Annotated in this window: 13 protein-coding genes and 1 pseudogene; 8 read left to right on the forward strand and 6 right to left on the reverse strand. The window is 52.1% G+C overall.

Going from position 1 to position 18,080, the window contains the following annotated elements; genetic code table 11:
- The 4 genes from HPY71_11265 to HPY71_11280 form a co-directional block, all read right to left on the reverse strand.
- Positions 1 to 344 (reverse strand): helix-turn-helix domain-containing protein (locus tag HPY71_11265; GenBank protein ID NPV54086.1); only part of this gene is annotated, 344 nt, incomplete at its 3' end.
- A gap of 100 nt (positions 345 to 444) precedes the next feature.
- On the reverse strand, positions 445 to 1,107 hold the full coding sequence (locus tag HPY71_11270; GenBank protein ID NPV54087.1) for a histidine phosphatase family protein: 663 nt from the start codon (positions 1,105 to 1,107) through the stop codon (positions 445 to 447).
- Between the two features lie 85 nt (positions 1,108 to 1,192).
- Entirely contained in the window at positions 1,193 to 1,738 is a 546-nt protein-coding gene (locus HPY71_11275) for a BstYI (GenBank protein NPV54088.1), read from the reverse strand.
- Positions 1,735 to 2,661, reverse strand: a complete 927-nt coding sequence (locus HPY71_11280) for a site-specific DNA-methyltransferase (GenBank protein NPV54089.1) — start codon at positions 2,659 to 2,661, stop codon at positions 1,735 to 1,737. Before HPY71_11280 ends, HPY71_11275 begins: the two co-directional genes overlap by 4 nt.
- 293 nt (positions 2,662 to 2,954) lie before the next feature.
- Here HPY71_11280 and HPY71_11285 point away from each other — a divergent pair, with 293 nt between their 5' ends.
- A complete protein-coding gene (locus tag HPY71_11285) occupies positions 2,955 to 3,185 on the forward strand; it encodes a hypothetical protein (protein ID NPV54090.1) in 231 nt (76 codons plus the stop codon).
- 92 nt (positions 3,186 to 3,277) lie between these two features.
- On the opposite strand, the gene HPY71_11290 is transcribed toward HPY71_11285, so the two are convergent.
- Positions 3,278 to 4,294, reverse strand: coding sequence for a hypothetical protein (locus HPY71_11290; GenBank protein NPV54091.1), 1,017 nt, complete (start codon positions 4,292 to 4,294; stop codon positions 3,278 to 3,280).
- A gap of 57 nt (positions 4,295 to 4,351) precedes the next feature.
- A complete protein-coding gene (locus HPY71_11295; GenBank protein ID NPV54092.1) occupies positions 4,352 to 6,124 on the reverse strand; it encodes a DEAD/DEAH box helicase in 1,773 nt (590 codons plus the stop codon).
- A 2,318-nt stretch (positions 6,125 to 8,442) separates the two neighbouring features.
- On the opposite strand from HPY71_11295, the gene HPY71_11300 reads away from it, so the two are divergent.
- The 7 genes and pseudogenes from HPY71_11300 to HPY71_11330 all read left to right on the forward strand — a co-directional run bounded on the left by HPY71_11300 (position 8,443) and on the right by HPY71_11330 (position 18,064).
- Positions 8,443 to 9,150 carry a 2-dehydro-3-deoxyphosphogluconate aldolase gene (locus HPY71_11300; GenBank protein ID NPV54093.1) on the forward strand — a complete coding sequence of 236 codons (708 nt, stop codon included), beginning with the start codon at positions 8,443 to 8,445 and terminating at the stop codon, positions 9,148 to 9,150.
- Positions 9,151 to 10,542: 1,392 nt separating this feature from the next.
- On the forward strand, positions 10,543 to 11,415 hold the full coding sequence (locus HPY71_11305; GenBank protein NPV54094.1) for an IclR family transcriptional regulator: 873 nt from the start codon (positions 10,543 to 10,545) through the stop codon (positions 11,413 to 11,415).
- Positions 11,390 to 12,127, forward strand: a pseudogene (locus HPY71_11310) (sugar kinase). The gene HPY71_11305 and the pseudogene HPY71_11310 overlap by 26 nt, the downstream one beginning before the upstream one ends.
- A 1,245-nt stretch (positions 12,128 to 13,372) precedes the next feature.
- Positions 13,373 to 14,656: a sugar ABC transporter substrate-binding protein gene (locus HPY71_11315; protein ID NPV54095.1), complete on the forward strand. Its 1,284-nt coding sequence runs from the start codon at positions 13,373 to 13,375 to the stop codon at positions 14,654 to 14,656.
- Positions 14,657 to 14,750: 94 nt separating this feature from the next.
- Entirely contained in the window at positions 14,751 to 15,704 is a 954-nt protein-coding gene (locus HPY71_11320; GenBank protein NPV54096.1) for a sugar ABC transporter permease, read from the forward strand.
- The gene (locus HPY71_11325; GenBank protein ID NPV54097.1) at positions 15,701 to 16,534 is read left to right on the forward strand and encodes a carbohydrate ABC transporter permease; all 834 of its coding nucleotides are present in this window, start codon (positions 15,701 to 15,703) and stop codon (positions 16,532 to 16,534) included. Before HPY71_11320 ends, HPY71_11325 begins: the two co-directional genes overlap by 4 nt.
- A 171-nt stretch (positions 16,535 to 16,705) precedes the next feature.
- On the forward strand, positions 16,706 to 18,064 hold the full coding sequence (locus HPY71_11330) for a mandelate racemase/muconate lactonizing enzyme family protein (GenBank protein ID NPV54098.1): 1,359 nt from the start codon (positions 16,706 to 16,708) through the stop codon (positions 18,062 to 18,064).
- Positions 18,065 to 18,080 lie beyond the last annotated feature (16 nt).

Here is an 18,080-nt window from a genome sequence, read left to right on the forward strand (position 1 = left end):
TCATGAGGATACCCGAAGTCTACCGGTCTTCGGCAAGCCAATTCCACCACCCACGCTTTAGCTTCAGAAGATATCCGAGGAGGACGCCCAGAACGCGGCAGGTCTTCGAGAGCTGCCTGTAGGCCAAGATCCAAGGCCTTATCAATACATCGCTCGACAGTTGGCCTGCTCAGATGCAGCTCCCGGGCCATCTGGGATACGGACTTGCCATCCGCGAAGTCCAGTAGTATTTTAGCCCGCGTAACACTAGAATGGGCCTCTGTTCTGGAGTTGGCGATCCGTCTTAACATCATTCGTTCCTCATTTGACCATTGAATTCTTGGCCTTACTCTTCGTGGTGTCATTCACAATCCCCCCAAATTCCTTTGAGAAGATCATATACCACTATCAACCATATTGCAATGTTATTTTACGAACTGACTACTAGAAGTGCTAGGAGTGTAGCTAGAAATACCGTAGCGTCGGAACCTCGCCGAGCCTTTTTATATGGCATGTGTCATTCAGCGTATGAATTATGTAACGGTCATAGGCCGGCTCGATCACATTGATACAGCATGTATCCTGGCCGATCAGCCAAAAGTGGGAGTTGTCAAGGCCGAGCGCGGCGCAGAGCAGGACTTTGTTCACAACCCGGTGAGATACCATGACGATATTCCCCTCGGGATGTTTGGCTATGAGGCTCTTCATAGCGCTCGTAGCCCGCTGCGACACCTCATCAAGGCTTTCCCCGCCAGGAAAGCGAACGTTTTGCGGCTCCCTTTGCCAGAGTCGATATATGTCAGGGTATCTCTGGCTCACTTCTTCGATCGTGAGGCCCTGCCATTCCCCGAAATCGATGTCGATGAGCCCATCGACAGGCGTTACGGTCAGTGCAATGTTGGAATTCGGATTATGAGACTTATGAAACGCAGCTATTTCCTCTGCGGTCTTCATGGCCCTCTTCAGCGGGCTCGAGTATACAGCCTCAAACTCAAGGTGGCTGAGGGCCTTGCCCGTTGCCGCGGCCTGGCTGATCCCGGTCTCGTCTAGCTCGACGTCCAGCCTCCCCCTACATATGCTATCCTTGTTCCACTTGGTCTGCCCATGACGGACGAGGAATATTTTCATAATGACAGCTACCTCCAGAGTAAGGATATCTATGCAGACATCAAGCACAAAAGTATGCAGCAGTCACACAGATGCATGTGCCGTTTTACACATCAATTAGGATCACCTTAATGGGCACAGCTGGAAAATGGCGCCTAAGGCGTTCAATATCATAGATTAGTTGCTCTCCATAGGATACTCCGGTAGACATCTGCTTGTGTAGACTGTACGCCGGGACGATTTCAACCCCAACATCTGCCTTATACTCGTTAAAGAAATATTGAAATTTAGCTAGGTCATAGAACATAAATGCATACTTTCCAAACTGAACCTCCACGAGAACGCGAGATTTTACGAAGTCAATTTGCTTAAAAGCCCCTTTGACCTCGATATCATACCCGGGGATGCTTATGGTATATGTATCTTTGAGCTCATGGAAGCCTCTTACCTCGAATTCCTCGCGGAATCTTTTGTTCAGCTCCTTTGGGGAATACAGGAGTTTACCCTTTTTGGACCTTTCGTTGCTCACCTTAGTCTTGGCGGAGATATTTACAGATTCAATTATGGAGTTAATTTCCTTGTCTATCTCAGGATAGTCAACCTGGAGGATTTGTCTACCCCCAAGGTGGGAATACTCGAAAATCTTCTTCATAGTGGTAGTTCCTCCTGTATCTCATTAGGGCGCTCTTTGCGATCTTCGTTTTCTGGAGGGGTATATATGGGCCTGTCCATTGGCCTTGTCCTCAACCTGCCCTCCCTTGCGAGCGTAACCCGTTCTTGCGCTATGTGTATGTATTCCTGCACTATATCGGCCCCTGCCGCCCTCCGCTTGTGCATTACGGCAGCGACTGCCGTGGACCCCACTCCAATGAAGGGATCTAGGACCCAATCCCCTTCATTAGTAAGGGATAACACTAACCTTTCCACCAATTCAACAGGGAACTGGCAGGGGTGGCACGTTTTTTCGACATGGTTATGTTTTACATTCGGGATTATCCATACATCTCCCGGATTCTTGCCCAAGGGATGGCCGGAGTATTGACCTACCTTGGGGCCCTTATAGTATTTCTTCTTCGGGTATTTCTGGGGAACGCGAATAGCGTCCAGATTGAATACATATTCATCCGACTTGGTGAACCAGAGGATCGCTTCGTGTCTTCCCGAGAGTCTTCTTGAGCAATGAAGCCCGTGCTCAAAGTGCCAGATAATGCGATTACGGAGTTTGAGGCCGAGTGATTTAAAAATAGGATATAATGCTATATCAAGCGGTACGACCTCGCCATCGTTGACATAATTTCCCACTTGCCAGCAGATGCTACCTCGGTCCGAGAGGGTGCGAACGCACTCGCGGATCACCTCTTTCTGCTGGTCGAGGTAATCATCCAGATCGAGGCGCTGCTCATAAGGCTTTCCAATGTTATAAGGCGGCGAGGTAACAACGAGTTGCATAGAACCGGATGGTATCGTAGCAAGAAGATCGCGACAGTCTCCCTGAAAGAGGACAACATCACTGTCAGGCTTGAACTGAGATGAAATCCTGAATTCGAGCGGAGCAAGGTCCAATAGCGTCTGCATTTAGCTATTACACCCCTTTTAATACCCCTAAAAGGCTTCTATGCCATCACCTTGCTTCAAGAGTAGCACTTTTTCCAGGTCTTGTCAAGCGAACGGGACGGACACGACAGGGTTCCGTCAAAGTTGCAACTAATGCAAGCAAAAGAAGTGGTAATGGGCCAACAGGATTTCTGTGGAGAACGATTCCGGGGAATCTGTGACGTGGAGAACGGGTGAATCCGGATAAATGACGTACAGCGCGAGCGGAGCGGGATAAGTGATGTACGGCATAGATGGGGGAGGAATGATGATCTATGTCACGGGTAGAGCGAGATGGAGTGACCTACAGCACGGGTTGGGTGGGACGTGTGATGTGCATCAGCATTTCCTTTGGATGCATGACGTATGGAACGGGTGGGACCGGAACCAGTGACATATGTCACGTATTAGCTCCAATTAGCTCCAAAAGACGCTGCCTTTTTTCGGGGCAGGATGAGATAAATGAAATAGCGAGGCTCTACGGCATAGGGGTGAAAATTGTATAATTCCAATAGGTGGCAGGTATGGCTCTGAATACCGCGACAGGGATATCGCGATAGGAATATGCAACAGAATAATAGGAATGTGGCAGGCAAAATCACTTACCATAGGCGAGGTCCAGGGCCCTCTTGCTGATGGCCCTGTAATATCGGGCCAGCGCTGCGGTTACGGAATCCTCCCCTGTATTTGCTTCCTCATCTGCATCTCCTTCCTCCCTTCCCCGTTTTCCCCGTCTAGACCCCGGCCTTATCGTTATGCTTTTGTGGGAGTCGTTCTTACCTTTATTCCCCTTATTCCCATCGAGAAAGCCGGGGGCGCCCAGGCGCCGGAGGAGTCCGGCCGGAATGGAGGAGATGGCCGCAGGCGAGATGGAGACCTCAAATGTGGCGAGCTTGCCCTCGCCGGGGCGCCAGAAACTCTCCGGGGAGCACTTCAGAGGCTCGGATTCGGCGTTCATCAACAATTCCCTGACCCAGACGCTGGGCTCGGGGGCCGGCATGCGTTTGCCGCTCCCCGGGTCCGGTATCGAGTCCGACTCCGACCCCGATTTCGATTTCAACTTCGACTTCAACTCCCGGTCCGCGGAGGCCCGCCTTTTTCTCAGAGCCTCGATAATATCTTCACGAGTTCTGCCCCGCAACCTAAAGATTAGAAATGGATCTCTGTCGAATTCCTCCCCGATGAGGTAACAGACGGCAGCTATGTGTTTACACGGGTTAGCCCAGTCGGGGCACGAACACTCAGTTTGAATATCGCGTGTGGATACGGGGAAAAGGGACACCCGAGAGCCCTTGAACGCCTCCTCGATGTTCTCCGGCATTTCACCGGATAGCAACCGTGCCGCAAAGATGGCCTGGTTTGCCATGTTTTCGATAGCCCTATCCCACTCGGCAGCGGAGAGGGTCGTAACATCGATCTTGACCTTGTAGGGCCTCGGCCGCGAGCCCTGGACAGATGCGCGCACCTTGCCCTCGGATATCTCTATCTCTAGGACGTTCCCGGCCCTTGCGTAGCTGCGCCCGCGGCGCAACCGGTTGTCCCAGCCAAAGGATTCGAGGACCGAAATCCACCTTTGGGCCCACCAGCTGTCTCCAAACTCCTTCCTTCTCGCCATATGACTATCTCATCTCTCCTCCGTCTTACTCTCTTTCGTCTTTTTCGTCTTACCCCGTTACTCCTCGCTCACCGCGTCCCAGTTAAGCCTGAAGAGCTCATTTAACTCCTCCGTGGTCATTTCGGTAATCCAGTTCTCGCCCGTCCCTATAATATTCTTCGCAAGGGCCTTCTTGCTCTCAATGAGTTCATCTATTCGCTCCTCCACGGTGCCCGCGCACAGGAACTTGTGTACCTGCACGGTCCGGGTCTGCCCTATGCGAAACACCCTGTCGGTCGCCTGGTTTTCGACCGCTGGGTTCCACCACCTGTCAAAGTGAAAGACATGGTTGGCCCGAACAAGATTTAACCCGACCCCACCCGCCTTGAGGGACATGACGAAGGCGAAAGGGGCGTCCGGGTCACCCTGGAATCGCTCGACCATCTGATCTCGCATCCTCCGGTCCGTGCCACCATGGAGGAAGAAAACCTCACGGTCAAACGCATCCTGCAGGTAATCCCTGAGCATCTCACCCATCCGGGCAAACTGGGTGAATATGATTGCGCGCTCCCCGGAGTCTGATATCTCCTCGAGCATTTCTCTAAGACGCGCAAGCTTCCCCGAACGCCCATCGAGGACGCTGTTGTCCCCGAGAAAAAGCGCGGGATGGTCTGCGACTTGCTTCAACTTGGTCAGGGCCGCAAGCACCGCGCCTTTCCGCTCGATCCCTGAGGACCCTTCGATCTTCATCATCATATCCCTGACCATCGCCTCGTAAAGGGTCGCCTGCTCCTTGGTGAGATTGCAGTAAACCTTCATCTCTTGTTTTTCGGGCAGGTCCTGGATGATCCTTGGGTCGGTCTTGAGGCGCCTGAGGATGAAGGGGGTCACCAGCCTGCGGAGCCTCTCTGCCGCATCATGGTCTCCATAACGCTCCACAGGAATCGAGAAGCGCTCCCTGAAGGAGGCCAGTGAACCAAGATAGCCCGGGTTTAGAAACTCCATGATCGACCAGAGCTCAGAAAGCCTGTTTTCCACCGGGGTTCCCGTGAGGGCTACCCTAAACCCGGCCGTGAGCCTTCTTATGCTTTGGGTCTGTTGCGCCGACGCGTTCTTTATATTCTGAGCCTCGTCGAGGATTATACCATCCCAGTCCACCTGGGCCAGCTCTGCCTCATCCCGGCGCGCCAAGGAATAGGTGCTTATGACGAGGTCGTTGTCGCCGGCCTCTTTCTTGAAATCCTCACCTGTAAGGCGGTTCATCCCGTGGTGGATCATCACCCTCAGGGATGGAGCGAAACGGGATATCTCCCGCTGCCAGTTGCCGACGAGGGAGGTCGGGCAGATCAGAAGCACGGGCATGGGCCGGCGGCCTTCATGCGCTCCGCTGTCGTGTTGGCTATCATTTTGGCTATCATCATCTCGGCCATCGTCTTGAGTGCAGAGTTTGTTCCAGAGCTTATTCTGGAGTTTATTCCGGAGCTTGCTCTGGAGCTTGTTTTGGAGAAGGAGCGCTATAACCTGTATAGTCTTGCCCAGCCCCATGTCGTCCGCGAGGCAAGCCCCGATGTTATGATTTCGAAGAAACCAGAGCCAGGAATACCCCCTTACCTGGTAGGGACGGAGCCTCCCTCTGAAATCCTCGGGCTGAGAAAGCTCTTCCATCCTTTCCCCATGTTTGAGATTCTCGATAAACTCCCTGAGGGGCCCTTCAGCCTCAAGTCCCGTCACGGGGAGGCCGGTATCCAAATGAGCCCCCCACGGAGATTGTTTAGCCTCGCCGGCGCCGGAGAGGCCAAACGACAAGGCTTCTCCCAGCGTTATTTTGCCCTCATCTTTTCCAGACTTCATAATAGAAAGGAGCTTTTCAAGAATATTCCCTGCGAGCTCGACCCACTTCCCCCGGATATTGACGAGGGGGAGTTTGAGTTCGGCGAGTCTCATGAATTCTTCCCTGCTTATCGTCTCATCACCGATGGCTATCCGCCAGTCATACTGGACGATGGAGTCGAGCCCGAGAATCCCGCCGCCCGCCCCGTCGTTAGACCCCGACCTTCCGCGAGAAGCTCCCGGGCCTTGGAGGGAGAGGTGAATTCCCAGACCGGGCCCGACTACCCGCGTCCCGTTCCACCACGCGGGCACAATGACGCCGAATCCGGATTCCTTGAGGAGCCCGGCCACCTCCTTGAGAAAGACATATGCCTCCTCCGTCGAGAGCTTGCATGCCTCCGGGCACGAGGATCGCAGGCTCTCCTCAATCTTGGGGAAGAGCCTCGAGGCCCTGCCGAGGTCCGAAAGGAACCTTTCCTGGGGATCCTCGAACCTCCGATTCAGGAACTCGAGGACCCGCCCCGATTCCTTCCAGACCCGGGAGGCCGGCACGAGCAGGCTCGGGTCGTCCGTAGCCTGCAGGAAAAACCGGAGCATCCAGGTTTGGGACGCCGCCTTCCTCCTTGGTTTGTTTCCGCTCGATTTCTTCCCGCCGCTCCCGGGATCCGTGGTTTCCTTCGAGGCGCTGATTTCCGGGTCCGGCGGCTCGAGCCGGAAACAGGTGCGAAACGTCGTTGGGGTCACGGAGGCAAAGAATGGGCTGAGCCATTCGCCCATGCCCTTATAGAAATCCTCGAGTTCTTCTTGGGAAATACCGGCGCTCGCGGTCGGGGCCGAATTCGAGCTCGAGGCCAAGGTCGATGATGGCCTTGCCGTGGGCTTGACCTTCCGGTCTCCATCCTCATCAAAAAGTGCCTTGAGCCACCTTCGTACGATTGTATGGCCCCGATCCCGACGGCCTGCTATACCCCCAAGGTCCACTAGATTCTTGAAGTCCTTTTTGTCTAGGGCGGCAATTTGTGGAATGAGTCCATCTATAGCTGAATTGAGGAACTCCATTACAAGGCGGCGCCCCGCCGGGAATGGAGGGATCGCCCGCGAGCCATCGTATTCCGAGAGGGACTCGGGCTTCATGAAGGTCCGAGCCACTCCGGGCATGGAGTCGCCCAGCTCGCGCAGGCGCTTGAGGTCCCTGTCCTCATCGGGGATCACGATCCACATCGCCCTGAAGCTCTCGCGGGTTCTGGCCCTCTGCGGGGGCACCTTGGCGAGGCTGGGGATAAATCTTCCCCGGATGAGAAATTCCAGCCCGAGCTTGGCAACCTTGCTCCAGAATATTATGTCGTGCCCAAGGCGAAAGCCGGCTTTTTTCAGAAAGCCCGCACCTCCTTCTCCCTCACCCCCCGGAAGCATGCTCAAGAGCAGCAGGGCATCCTCAGGGGGAAGCCATAGGCCATTTACAAGATAAGGCTCAAGGGGAGACTCCGGTGGAGAGGATACTAGCCGAATATCCTGGCCATCCGGCGGGGCCTCCGGGGGTTGTCCGTCTCCGGGAGGTAAGCCGGAGGGTAAGAAGGCCAAGGCCGGCCCGAATTCACCTTTTGTGCCGGATTCGACACTCAAGCAAGACTCGCCATCATCGCGACCGGTAACTATCCTGGTCAGGGTTGTAACACACATTCCCAGCTTGATCTCGCTGGCCTGGCGGGGGTAGACAAAGGACACTCGAATACTAGGGGCACTAAGGCCCCCTCCGTCCGATTCGCCCCACATGAAAAAAGATCCTCCATGGAGGGCGACACCGCCGGGAACGGGAAGCTGCATTATGTTTTTTGCGAATGGGACATGGGCCCCATGGAGTATTATCAAATCCATCCCCTTCCGAAGATGAGATCGGCAAATGACGTGTTTATGTTCCTAATACGAGTCTACTTTACAAAATAAAAGCGATTGCGTCAAGTAGCTGGGCAAGACAGGCGGGACGGCGAGACAACGAGACGGATATAGGATCCGGATAGTTAAGGTTGATGTGATACAGTTAAGGTTGATTTCGAGCAGGTCGGATAGAGAGCTTATTCTGAGAGTTATATTCTCGGCTGGAAGGCTGGAAGGCATGATTAAGCTAATCTTGGCAGCCCTCTCTCCGCACTTCGCTGAAGGATTTTGCGCCCTGGTGGAGAAATAAAGGCAGGGGCCAGGATGTGCAATCTAATTTCATAATACAAAATGGATTATCCTCAATATGGGAGCTTAACGCCTCACAGCTCATAGAAAGCTATAACCATCTCAAAAAATGTTAGAGACTATGGAGGGCTGCGGTAGTAATGGTAAATCTGGCAATGAAAAAGCAAAGGGTCTTGGACACAATGATCAGCACGGGGATCGTAGCGATAATAAGGGCGGAGCGTTCAGATGATCTGGTGAATGTCGCCCAGGCGTTAAGAGAAGGCGGCATCCGGGCTATGGAGGTCACCATGACCACGCCCGGGGCGGTAGATGTTGTTAGGGAGATTGTAAGCGGCATTGCTGGAGCTGGTGGGCAGGGCGTGCCTGGCGTGCCTTGTGAGGTGGGCGAAGAGGGTGGAGCGGGCGAAATGGTCATCGGTGTCGGAACGGTGCTGGACCCCGAGACCGCACGCATTGCGCTGCTTGCAGGGGCGGAGTTTGTGGTTAGTCCCACGCTTAATCTGGACGTGATCCGGATGTGCAGGCGCTACAGCAAGGTTGTCATCCCCGGGGCGTTTACTCCAACTGAGATATTGACGGCTTGGGAGGCGGGCGCTGACGCTGTTAAGGTGTTTCCCGCAACGAAGCTTGGCCCGTCATTCTTCAAGGATATGAGGGGGCCCCTGCCGCAGGTCTTGTTAACCCCGACCGGGGGCGTAAGCCTGGATAATGTCGCGGAGTTTATAAAGGCCGGTGCGGCCTTTGTGGGTGTGGGGTCAGCCCTCGTCGACAAGAAACTTGTCGACGAGCGGCGCTGGGGCGAGCTCACGGCTAGGGCGCGGGCCTTCATCCAGGCCATAGCGGGGGCGCGGGGAGAGTAGTCCATCATATAGGGACACTGCTATCTGTGAACATTATTGCTATCTAAGTGCTAGTTCCTTAATTTGTGCCAGTTTACCAGTACGTCCCAGTGTTGCTGGTGTTGCGCTCCGGGGACGGCGCGCTTGCGGCGCGCCTCCGTTGGAATTTGGCGCGGGGGCCATGCCAAATTTCGAAGGCCCCCGTCACGCAAGCGCCGGCAATACCTGGAAAAGTGGTAGTAATTTTCGGACTCAAACTTAGGAACATTGCCATGTACAGACATATGGATTGAGCGGCTCCCGGCTTCGCTGGGGCCGCTCCGCTTTATCCACCCCTGGTTTATCCGGTCCTGGCGACTAGTACTCCATCTCATAAGACCGTATAGGGTATAAGATATCGGGTATTACTCTATAGTTTGTCGGGCTAGTAGCCGCGCTCTGCCTCATATATCTAAATGCGTGACGAACGAAATACTCCCTAAACGCTTGAACCTATGGAACTCAATACCGGGTAGCCTTGAATAGGTTACCTGGCAGCTCTGCGCCGGGCCTCTTACTGATACGTCGTGGCGACAAAGAAACTTGGCTGGGTGACGCACCCCTACCCTACCCTGAAAATAGCTCCACCCGCATCAGGGGATTTCTCTCTACCTGATGATGCTGCGTAGCGGCATGGGCGTCTGCCAAGAATTCTGGCAGGCCCGCCCCCACTCTGCCAAGAATTTTGGCAGGTCAACCCCTATGGGCGGCAAAACTGCCAAGAATCTTGGCACCTTTACGCGCGACCTGCCAAAATTTTTGGCAGAGTGGGGGCGGGCCAAACTGCCAAGAATATTGGCAGGATGAGCGAGTACCTGCCAAAAATCTTGGCATTTTCACATGTAGACTGCCAAGAAAGTTGGCACCCTCGCCTCTTTGCCGGGGCACCCTGCCAAGAAAGTTGGCATGCACATAGTTAGGCTTGGGTTTGAGCGCATGTTCGGAGAGTAAAAGCTATCAGGATTTATGAAATGAAGTACTAGTTATCCTCGGAGATACTTTCATTCTCCGCGGCGCCGCAGCGCGGCATGGGAATCTAACATGGAAACGGAAGATGAGTTCCATGGAGAGCCGGGGCTATGGGTGGGTAAGCGCAGACAGGGGGGGGGGTGGTTCTTATATTTCATAATGTGAAATTTATTTTTATGAAATAGTACTTTGGCAGCAGGAAAGCAGAAATTCATGGAGAAATAGCTCAATGTGGGTCATATTAGGAATCGAATTTCATATTACGAAATATATAAGGGATAAACCCCGTTTCCTGCAAGCGCCTGAGCAAGCTTCCAGGGATGGTGTTGACCTGACCTGGCAGAGAGTTCGAGGAGCCAGGGATCTGTAAGGGGTAATAAGGGATAACAAGGAGCTCTGTTTATCATGGCTAGGCGGAAGGAACCCGTAAGTTCAGTGCAATCCGTCGACCGTGCGTTACGGATACTGGATCTTTTAGCCTCCGAGGGCCGCAGCCTCGGCCTCGGGCAGATCAGCGAGATGCTCGGCCTTAACGCCAGCACTACTCATCGCCTGCTCACGGCCCTCATGATACACGGCTATGTGGAGCAGCAAAAGGAAAATGACAAGTATCGTCTTGGTTTCAAGGTCCTGGAGCTTAGCAGCGCCCTCCTCCAGCAGATAGATCTCAGGCAGGAGGCATACCCCTACCTGCGGGAGCTGATGGAGAGGACCGGAGAGGTTGTGCACCTGGCCATCCTCGATCAGGGCGAGGTTGTATATATCGACAAGGTGGAAAGCATCCAGACGCTTACAATGTACTCCAAGATAGGTCGTAGGGTTTACTGTCATTGTACTGCCCTTGGCAAAGTCCTCCTAGCCTCGCTAGATGATCGGGAGATCGAGGAGATCCTTTCCAAGAAGGGGCTTCCCCGGCTCACTAATAATACAATAACCTCCCTTGAGCAGTTCTACCTCCACCTCCAGACCGTGAGGGCAAACGGGTTCGCGATTGACGATGAGGAGCACGAACAGGGTATTCGATGCGTGGCTGCTCCTATCTATAACCAGGATGGCCGCGTTGTGGCAGCCCTCAGCGTGTCAGGCCCATCTATTCGGATGACGCGTGAGAAGATTGAGCGGGTCACACCTCTGGTTACAGAATGTGGGGGGAAGATTTCTGAAAGGCTAGGTTACAGATCCAGAATTGGAACTACAGACTCAATCGAGGCAGTAGACTTAAGTTCACAATTAAATAACGGTGGTGCTAGGGATGCCAGAAGTCGTCACACTGGGTGAGTCCATGGTCCTCTTCAATCCAATAAGCACAGGACCATTGCAGTATGTATCATTCTTTCAGAAACAGGTGGCTGGTGCTGAATCCAATTTTGCGATTGGAATTGCAAGGCTTGGGCACTCCGCCGGGTGGATCAGCAGGGTCGGCGATGATGAATTTGGGCGCGCAGTGCTTTCCTTTATACGTGGTGAGGGAGTGGATGTGTCTCAGGTAAAGATCGACCCACACGCGCCCACGGGTATCTACTTTAAAGAACGCCGGGAAATAGGGGAGACACGGGTCTACTACTATCGCAGCGGATCAGCTGCGAGTCGGATGACGCCGGAGGACTTGGACCCTGACTACATTGCGTCAGCAGAATTTTTGCACGTTACCGGGATCACCCCGGCGCTAGGAGATTCGTGCCTGGCTACCGTTGCCCGGGCCATTGAGATTGCGCGGGCGAACGGCGTTAAGGTTAGCTTTGATCCTAATATTCGCCTCAAGCTCTGGTCAGGAAATCGGATCCGCCCGGTACTTCTTGACCTGATGCGGGGTGTAGATATCATTCTGGCCGGACGCAATGAGGGGAAGGTCCTCTTTGGACTTGATAAGCCCGAGGAGTTGATCAGGGCATTTAAAGAGCTCGGCGCCTCAACAATTGTGATAAAGTTAGGAGCGGAAGGAGCGGTGGTATCCTCACCTCGGCCTGCGCCAGAATCTATGCCTGGGTTCAAGTCTGGATCCAAGCCTGAGCCTGGGTCCGTGTCCTCAAACGCTGAGGCAATTGTAGCGGCAGTACATGGGGCGCAATCCGGGGTTTGCGACGACGAGATAATATCAGTACCGGCTTTCCAGGTCGAAAGGACCGTCGATACGGTGGGTGCGGGCGATGCCTTTGCCGCTGGCTTTATCGTGGGCCTGCTCAAGGGTTGGCCGGCGGTTGAAGCGGCCCGCCTCGGGAATGCAATGGGTGCCTATGCCGTTACGGTGAGCGGAGATGTGGAGGGATTGCCCACTTGGACGGAGGTTGAGAACTTCCTGAGACAGGAGAGGTAGTAGATTCTTAATGTTGAGAGGTTCTTAGCCGGTAAAAGGCAGACTGGTAAAGCGGTGACTTCAGTGTCTTCATAGAACGCTCTCGGACTAATCGGTAAATAATTGAGAAGCAAAGCTCTCCACCAATTCTGAGGAAAAGCGTTGATATTGTTTTGATCTCGACCCCTTTGTACATTGACAATCGAATAGCCTGCAATCCTTATGGGTTATGGAGATTTCCTGATATAGCTCGATAGTATTTGGTAAGGGAAGAATAGGCCTGGTAAGATATAATCAATAGTCATAGGCAGTAGGGGGAGAAGGGCTCATTGAAAGTAGGTGTAGTCTGTCATAAAGGTCAAATTCTCAAGGGGGGTAAGGACTCGTAATGAGGAGAGATGACGTGGGAAACTAGCTACAAAGTTCATATGCTCACCCTTTCTGTTGGTTAGTTTTCTACCAAAAGTCTTTCACCTGAGATGGTAGGATACCCATAAATTAGAAAGCCACCATAGAATGCGCTCGTGATATGCTTATCACTATCGAATGAGACCTTGGGCAACATGGTAAATACATTTATCCGATATATAGCAAGGGTCAAGGTAACCAATGGATGCCTAATCGTGCTCATATCCAGTGATTTCGCTCATCTTAAAGCCCTTCGTCAATTCCAGTTGGCTAGCCATTTCAGGTGAAAGACTCTTGTTATTTCATGGGGTCTATATCCGAGGCGGATAATTTTAGCACCACATTTGCCACATATAACCATTTCTTTGGGGGTGAGGGAAAGGCATCCAGTCTGTAAATCTAGTAAACAAGCGAGTTCGAAATTTCTGAGAGTCTACTACTACTATAGTTAAAGGGGGTGGTTGCCGGGGTAGCGCAGTGACAAAGTAGATGCTGCTAGAACATAAACTAAAACTAAACTGGGAGGCAAGATTTATGAAATCGTTAAAAACTGGTGCAGTACTACTCCTTCTGATTTTGGTGCTGGGCGTTGCTGCACAAGCAGCCGAGAAAATCGTCATTTGGGACAAGTCGGAATACATTCCGGCATACAACCAGTATATGCGACAAGCAGTTAATGACTGGGCAAAAAAGAATGGCGTTGAAGTGGAGTACACCGTAGTGCCGCCTGCGGACTTGATCACTAAGTTGATGGCGGCTATTGAGAGTGGAAACGTGCCTGATATCGCTACTGTCGAGGTTGGCATGGTCGCTCAGTTGGCTGGTATGGATGCTGTTATCGACACCAACGACCTAATTACCAGCATTGAGAAGCAAAACAATGACAAGTTCTCTCACGGAGCACTTCGCCTGGTAACCATTGATGGGGTTCGTCGTGGTGTTCCGTTGGCAACATTCCCAGCCGCCCTTTACTATCGTAAAGACCTTCTGAAGGCTGCTGGAGTTGAAGCTCCTCAGACTCTCGATGATTTCCGCAAAGTAGCCAAGGCCACCAACAATCCACGCGGAGGTGTCTATGGTGCCGGTATTCCTCTTGGACGTTCCGGCGGCGGTGACATTGAAGGCTGGATCCGCAATATCATTTGGGCTAATGGTGGCTCAATCTTTGACAAAGACGGTAAGACCGTTGTCGTTGATTCAGCCCAGAACGTGAAGGCGCTCCAGGCTCTTGTCGATATGTTCAAGGTAGACAAGACCATCCCGCCGGGCGCTCTGAGCTGGGATGATGGTGGCAACAACAACGCCTATATGTCTGGTACCGCAGTGATGGTTTACAATTCCGGTAGCATTTGGGCCAACATGGTCCAAATGAAGCATCCGCTCCTCGATAAAACCGGTATCGTTCCGATGCCTGCAGGTCCTGCTGGCCGGTTTAACGTTGGTGGCGGCAACACCATGGTTATCTTCAAAAAAGGTCATCCAAAGTTGGCGTCCAGCTTGGTTAGGAGCGTTTTGGCAATCGACAACTACTCAAACCTCCTGCCTAAGATGTGCCCAATGTGGGCACCGGTCTTCGTTGGCATGGAGAAGCTGGCGTTCTACCAGGATCCAAACAATCGGGCATGGCTCCAGGCGGGGCAGATCAACGTCAACCTGGGCTATCCTGGTCCGACGACTCCATGGGCAGGCGAGACTATGAGCTCACAAGTTATGTTGCGTGCGTTGCAGAGCATGATTGTCGACAACGTGCCTGTCAAGGAAGGTCTCGAAAAGGCGAAAGCTGAGATTGAGCAAATCAAGGCAAAGTACAACAAGTAGGATCAGTAAGGGTTTGAACGTCTGTCTAGTTTCGAGAGTTGCTATTGGGTAGTTTGGGCAGGCTGGTGCACGGCCTGCCCGGCTGTTGACTCTTATGGATTTGAAAGAGGAGTTGGTGACGTTGAGACAGCGAACGCCCAAGGCTCCATCCCGCTATTTTCGTACTCAGTCAATGAATCAACATCAAATTGACCTGGTGCTGGGCATTCTATTGGTGATCCCACTCTTGGCCGTGATTTTCGGCGTTGTTGGTGTCCCTTTTACCAAAGCCGTTTATACTAGTTTTACCAATAAGCGAATTGGTATGGGCGAGACCTTTGTGGGGCTGCAAAACTATATCGAGATTTTTCGGGATGGTCTTTTCTGGATCGGCATCAAGAACAGTTTCATCTATGCCTTTGATTCCGTTGTTTTGAAGTTGGTGTTTGGTTTTTGCCTGGCATTGGTCTTAAACGAAAAATTGCCCCTGCGTAATCTGTGGCGGGCGATAATCCTGATTCCCTGGGCAGTTCCCAACCTTGTGGCTACACTCACCTGGCGGTGGATGTACAGTGATACTAATGGAATAATTAATGCCCTGCTGCTAAAGGCCGGAATCATTGACTATCCCATACCATGGCTGGCTTCTACTTCCACAGCCATGTTCGCTGTAATCGTTATCAACGTATGGAAAGGCATTCCCTTTTTCACGTTCTCGCTGTTGGGAGGCCTGCAGGGAATTGACGCACAGCTTTATGAGGCAGCAGCGATTGATGGAGCCAACTGGTGGCAGCAGATTCGACACGTCGTCATTCCATCGCTTTCTGGAATTATAATTATTTCCTCCTTACTGTCGACAATCTGGACGTTTAACGACTTCCAGACAATCTATATTGCCACTGGTGGCGGGCCCGCACATGCGACCACAATCATACCGACACTCACTTATGAGCGGGCATTCTGGAACCTTGAAATCGGTAAAGGTATTGCCATTTCAACTGCGGCTGCTCCGCTGTTCATTGGCTTGATTATGTTGGCTACCAGGTACTTCTTAAGGAGGGATGAATGATGCTGGCCAGTAGAGCAAAGAGATTGGTCATCTGGGTCATTTTGATTGCCGGATTGGCTTGGACAATTTTTCCGCTGTACTGGATGGGGATCACATCGTTAAAGCCCATGGCGGATATGTTCCAGCCTATGCCGGGTCTATGGCCTTCATATGTGACCCTTGAAAACTATGTCGACTTGTTAAAAAATACGTCTTTCCTCGTGTTTGTTAAGAATAGTATGATTGTTGGGCTTGTCAGCATGGCTATTTCTGTCGTTATTTCGGCGCTAGCGGCTTATAGTATTACTCGAATTGATCTGCCGTGGCGTGGTGGACTTGCGGTTCTTGTTCTCATAACTTACCTTGTGCCGCAGTCGATTTTGTTTATCCCGATGTTTCTATTAATCAGCTCATTGGGACTGCCCAATACATTGACATCGCTAGTAATGGTCTATCCAACTTTTCTGGTGCCTTATGGAACATGGATGCTGATGATCTATTTCCGTGGCATTCCAATAGAGATGGAGCAGGCTGCTATGATCGATGGCTGTACGCGTCTGGAGGCGATGCGCAAAATAGTGTTACCACTGGCAGCGCCAGGATTGGCTGTCGTGGCAGTATTCAGCTTTACCATGGCGTGGGGCGAGTATATTTACGCCCTTGTTCTAACGACGAGTCCATCGGTTCAAACGTTGCCAATAGGTATATCAGGCTTTATTATTAGCGATGTTTATATTTGGGGGCGCATTATGGCTGCTTCCGTTCTAGCATCGGTTCCGGTTGTTCTGCTGTATATGCTGGCTCAGCGCTGGCTGGTAGGTGGAATGATAGCAGGTGGAGTCAAAGGCTAAACCATGTGATAAGGCGGCCATGGCAGAATCGCTATTCACGTGCAAGAAATTGATTTGCCACGGGGGTTCGAAGTGATCAGCCTACCAAGAAACACTGGTTCTGTTTTATGAAAATGCTATTCACAGGAAGGTCTTTGAGATGATTTTATTGTACTAAGGGGGACTTTGCTAATGATACAACCAGAGGAAGCATTGAACCATGTAAATCCTTACTCCAAGCCGTCAGATCTCCGCATCACTGACATGCGTTTCACCGACATCTTGGGAGCACCGTTCCATTCCAGCCTGATCAAGATTTATACGAATCAGGGCTTGGTTGGTCTGGGAGAGGTACGTGATATTGCAGACAAGCAATATGCATTGATGTTGAAGAGCCGAATCCTGGGCGAAAATCCTTGCAACGTTGACAAGATTTTCCGGCGCATCAAGCAGTTTGGAGGGTTTGCGCGACAGGGAGGCGGCGTCAGTGGGATTGAGGTCGCACTGTGGGACCTGGCCGGAAAAGCATATGGTGTTCCCGTTTACCAGATGTTAGGAGGTAAGTTCCGTGATCAGGTTCGTTTGTATTGCGACACCGACGTGGGTGGGAAAATTAACGGCAAGATAATGGGTGAGGCACTCAAAAAACGCATGGAAAGAGGATTCACTTTTCTCAAGATGGACTTGGGAATCTCATTACTCTATGGCGAGGAAGGTACCATTAGTGCACCATTGGGCTTTATCGAGAAGCTGAAGGATGCTGACATTGGATTGCCACGAGTGCCGAAAACCATGGAGGAACGGGTCGAGCGTAATCGTGCCTACGATGTTCTGAACATACCTCACCCTCTGACGGGCGTCCAGCTAACTGAGAAAGGGCTTGATGTCTTGGAGCAATACATGGCTGACGTTCGTTCAATTATCGGAGACCAAGTCCCGTTGGCGATTGACCACTTGGGCCACATCAATGTCGAGAGCGTGATCCGTTTGGCTCGCAGGTTGGAAAAATACCACCCGGCGTGGTTGGAGGACCCGATTCCCTGGCAGTACACTGATCAGTATGTTCGTTTAAGCAATTCGACGGCCGTACCGATCTGTACAGGTGAGGATATCTATCTAAAGGAGAACTTTAGGCCTCTATTGGAAAAGAGAGGCGTATCAGTGATCCATCCTGATATTCTCACAACCGGAGGTATTCTCGAAACGAAAAAGATCGGTGACATGGCATACGAATACGGCGTGGCAATGGCAATTCATATGGCAGAAGGCCCTGTCGCCTGCATGGCAGCTGCACACGTTGCCGTGGCTACAGAAAACTTCCTGGCCCTCGAATTCCATGCGGCGGATGTACCTTGGTGGAATGATATAGTGGTTGGTTTGCCAAACATCGTGCAAAACGGCTTCATTACAGTTCCTGACAAACCTGGTCTCGGTATTGATGATTTCGATGACGAGGTTCTCAAGGAGCATATTCATCCTGATGTTCCGGGACTGTGGGAACCTACTGATGAATGGAATGGAAACCTGTCACATGATCGTATCTGGAGCTAGAAATGACTAGGTCGAC

The organism is Bacillota bacterium, from assembly GCA_013178125.1.
Classification (GTDB): Bacteria; Bacillota; SHA-98; order Ch115; family JABLXJ01; genus JABLXL01.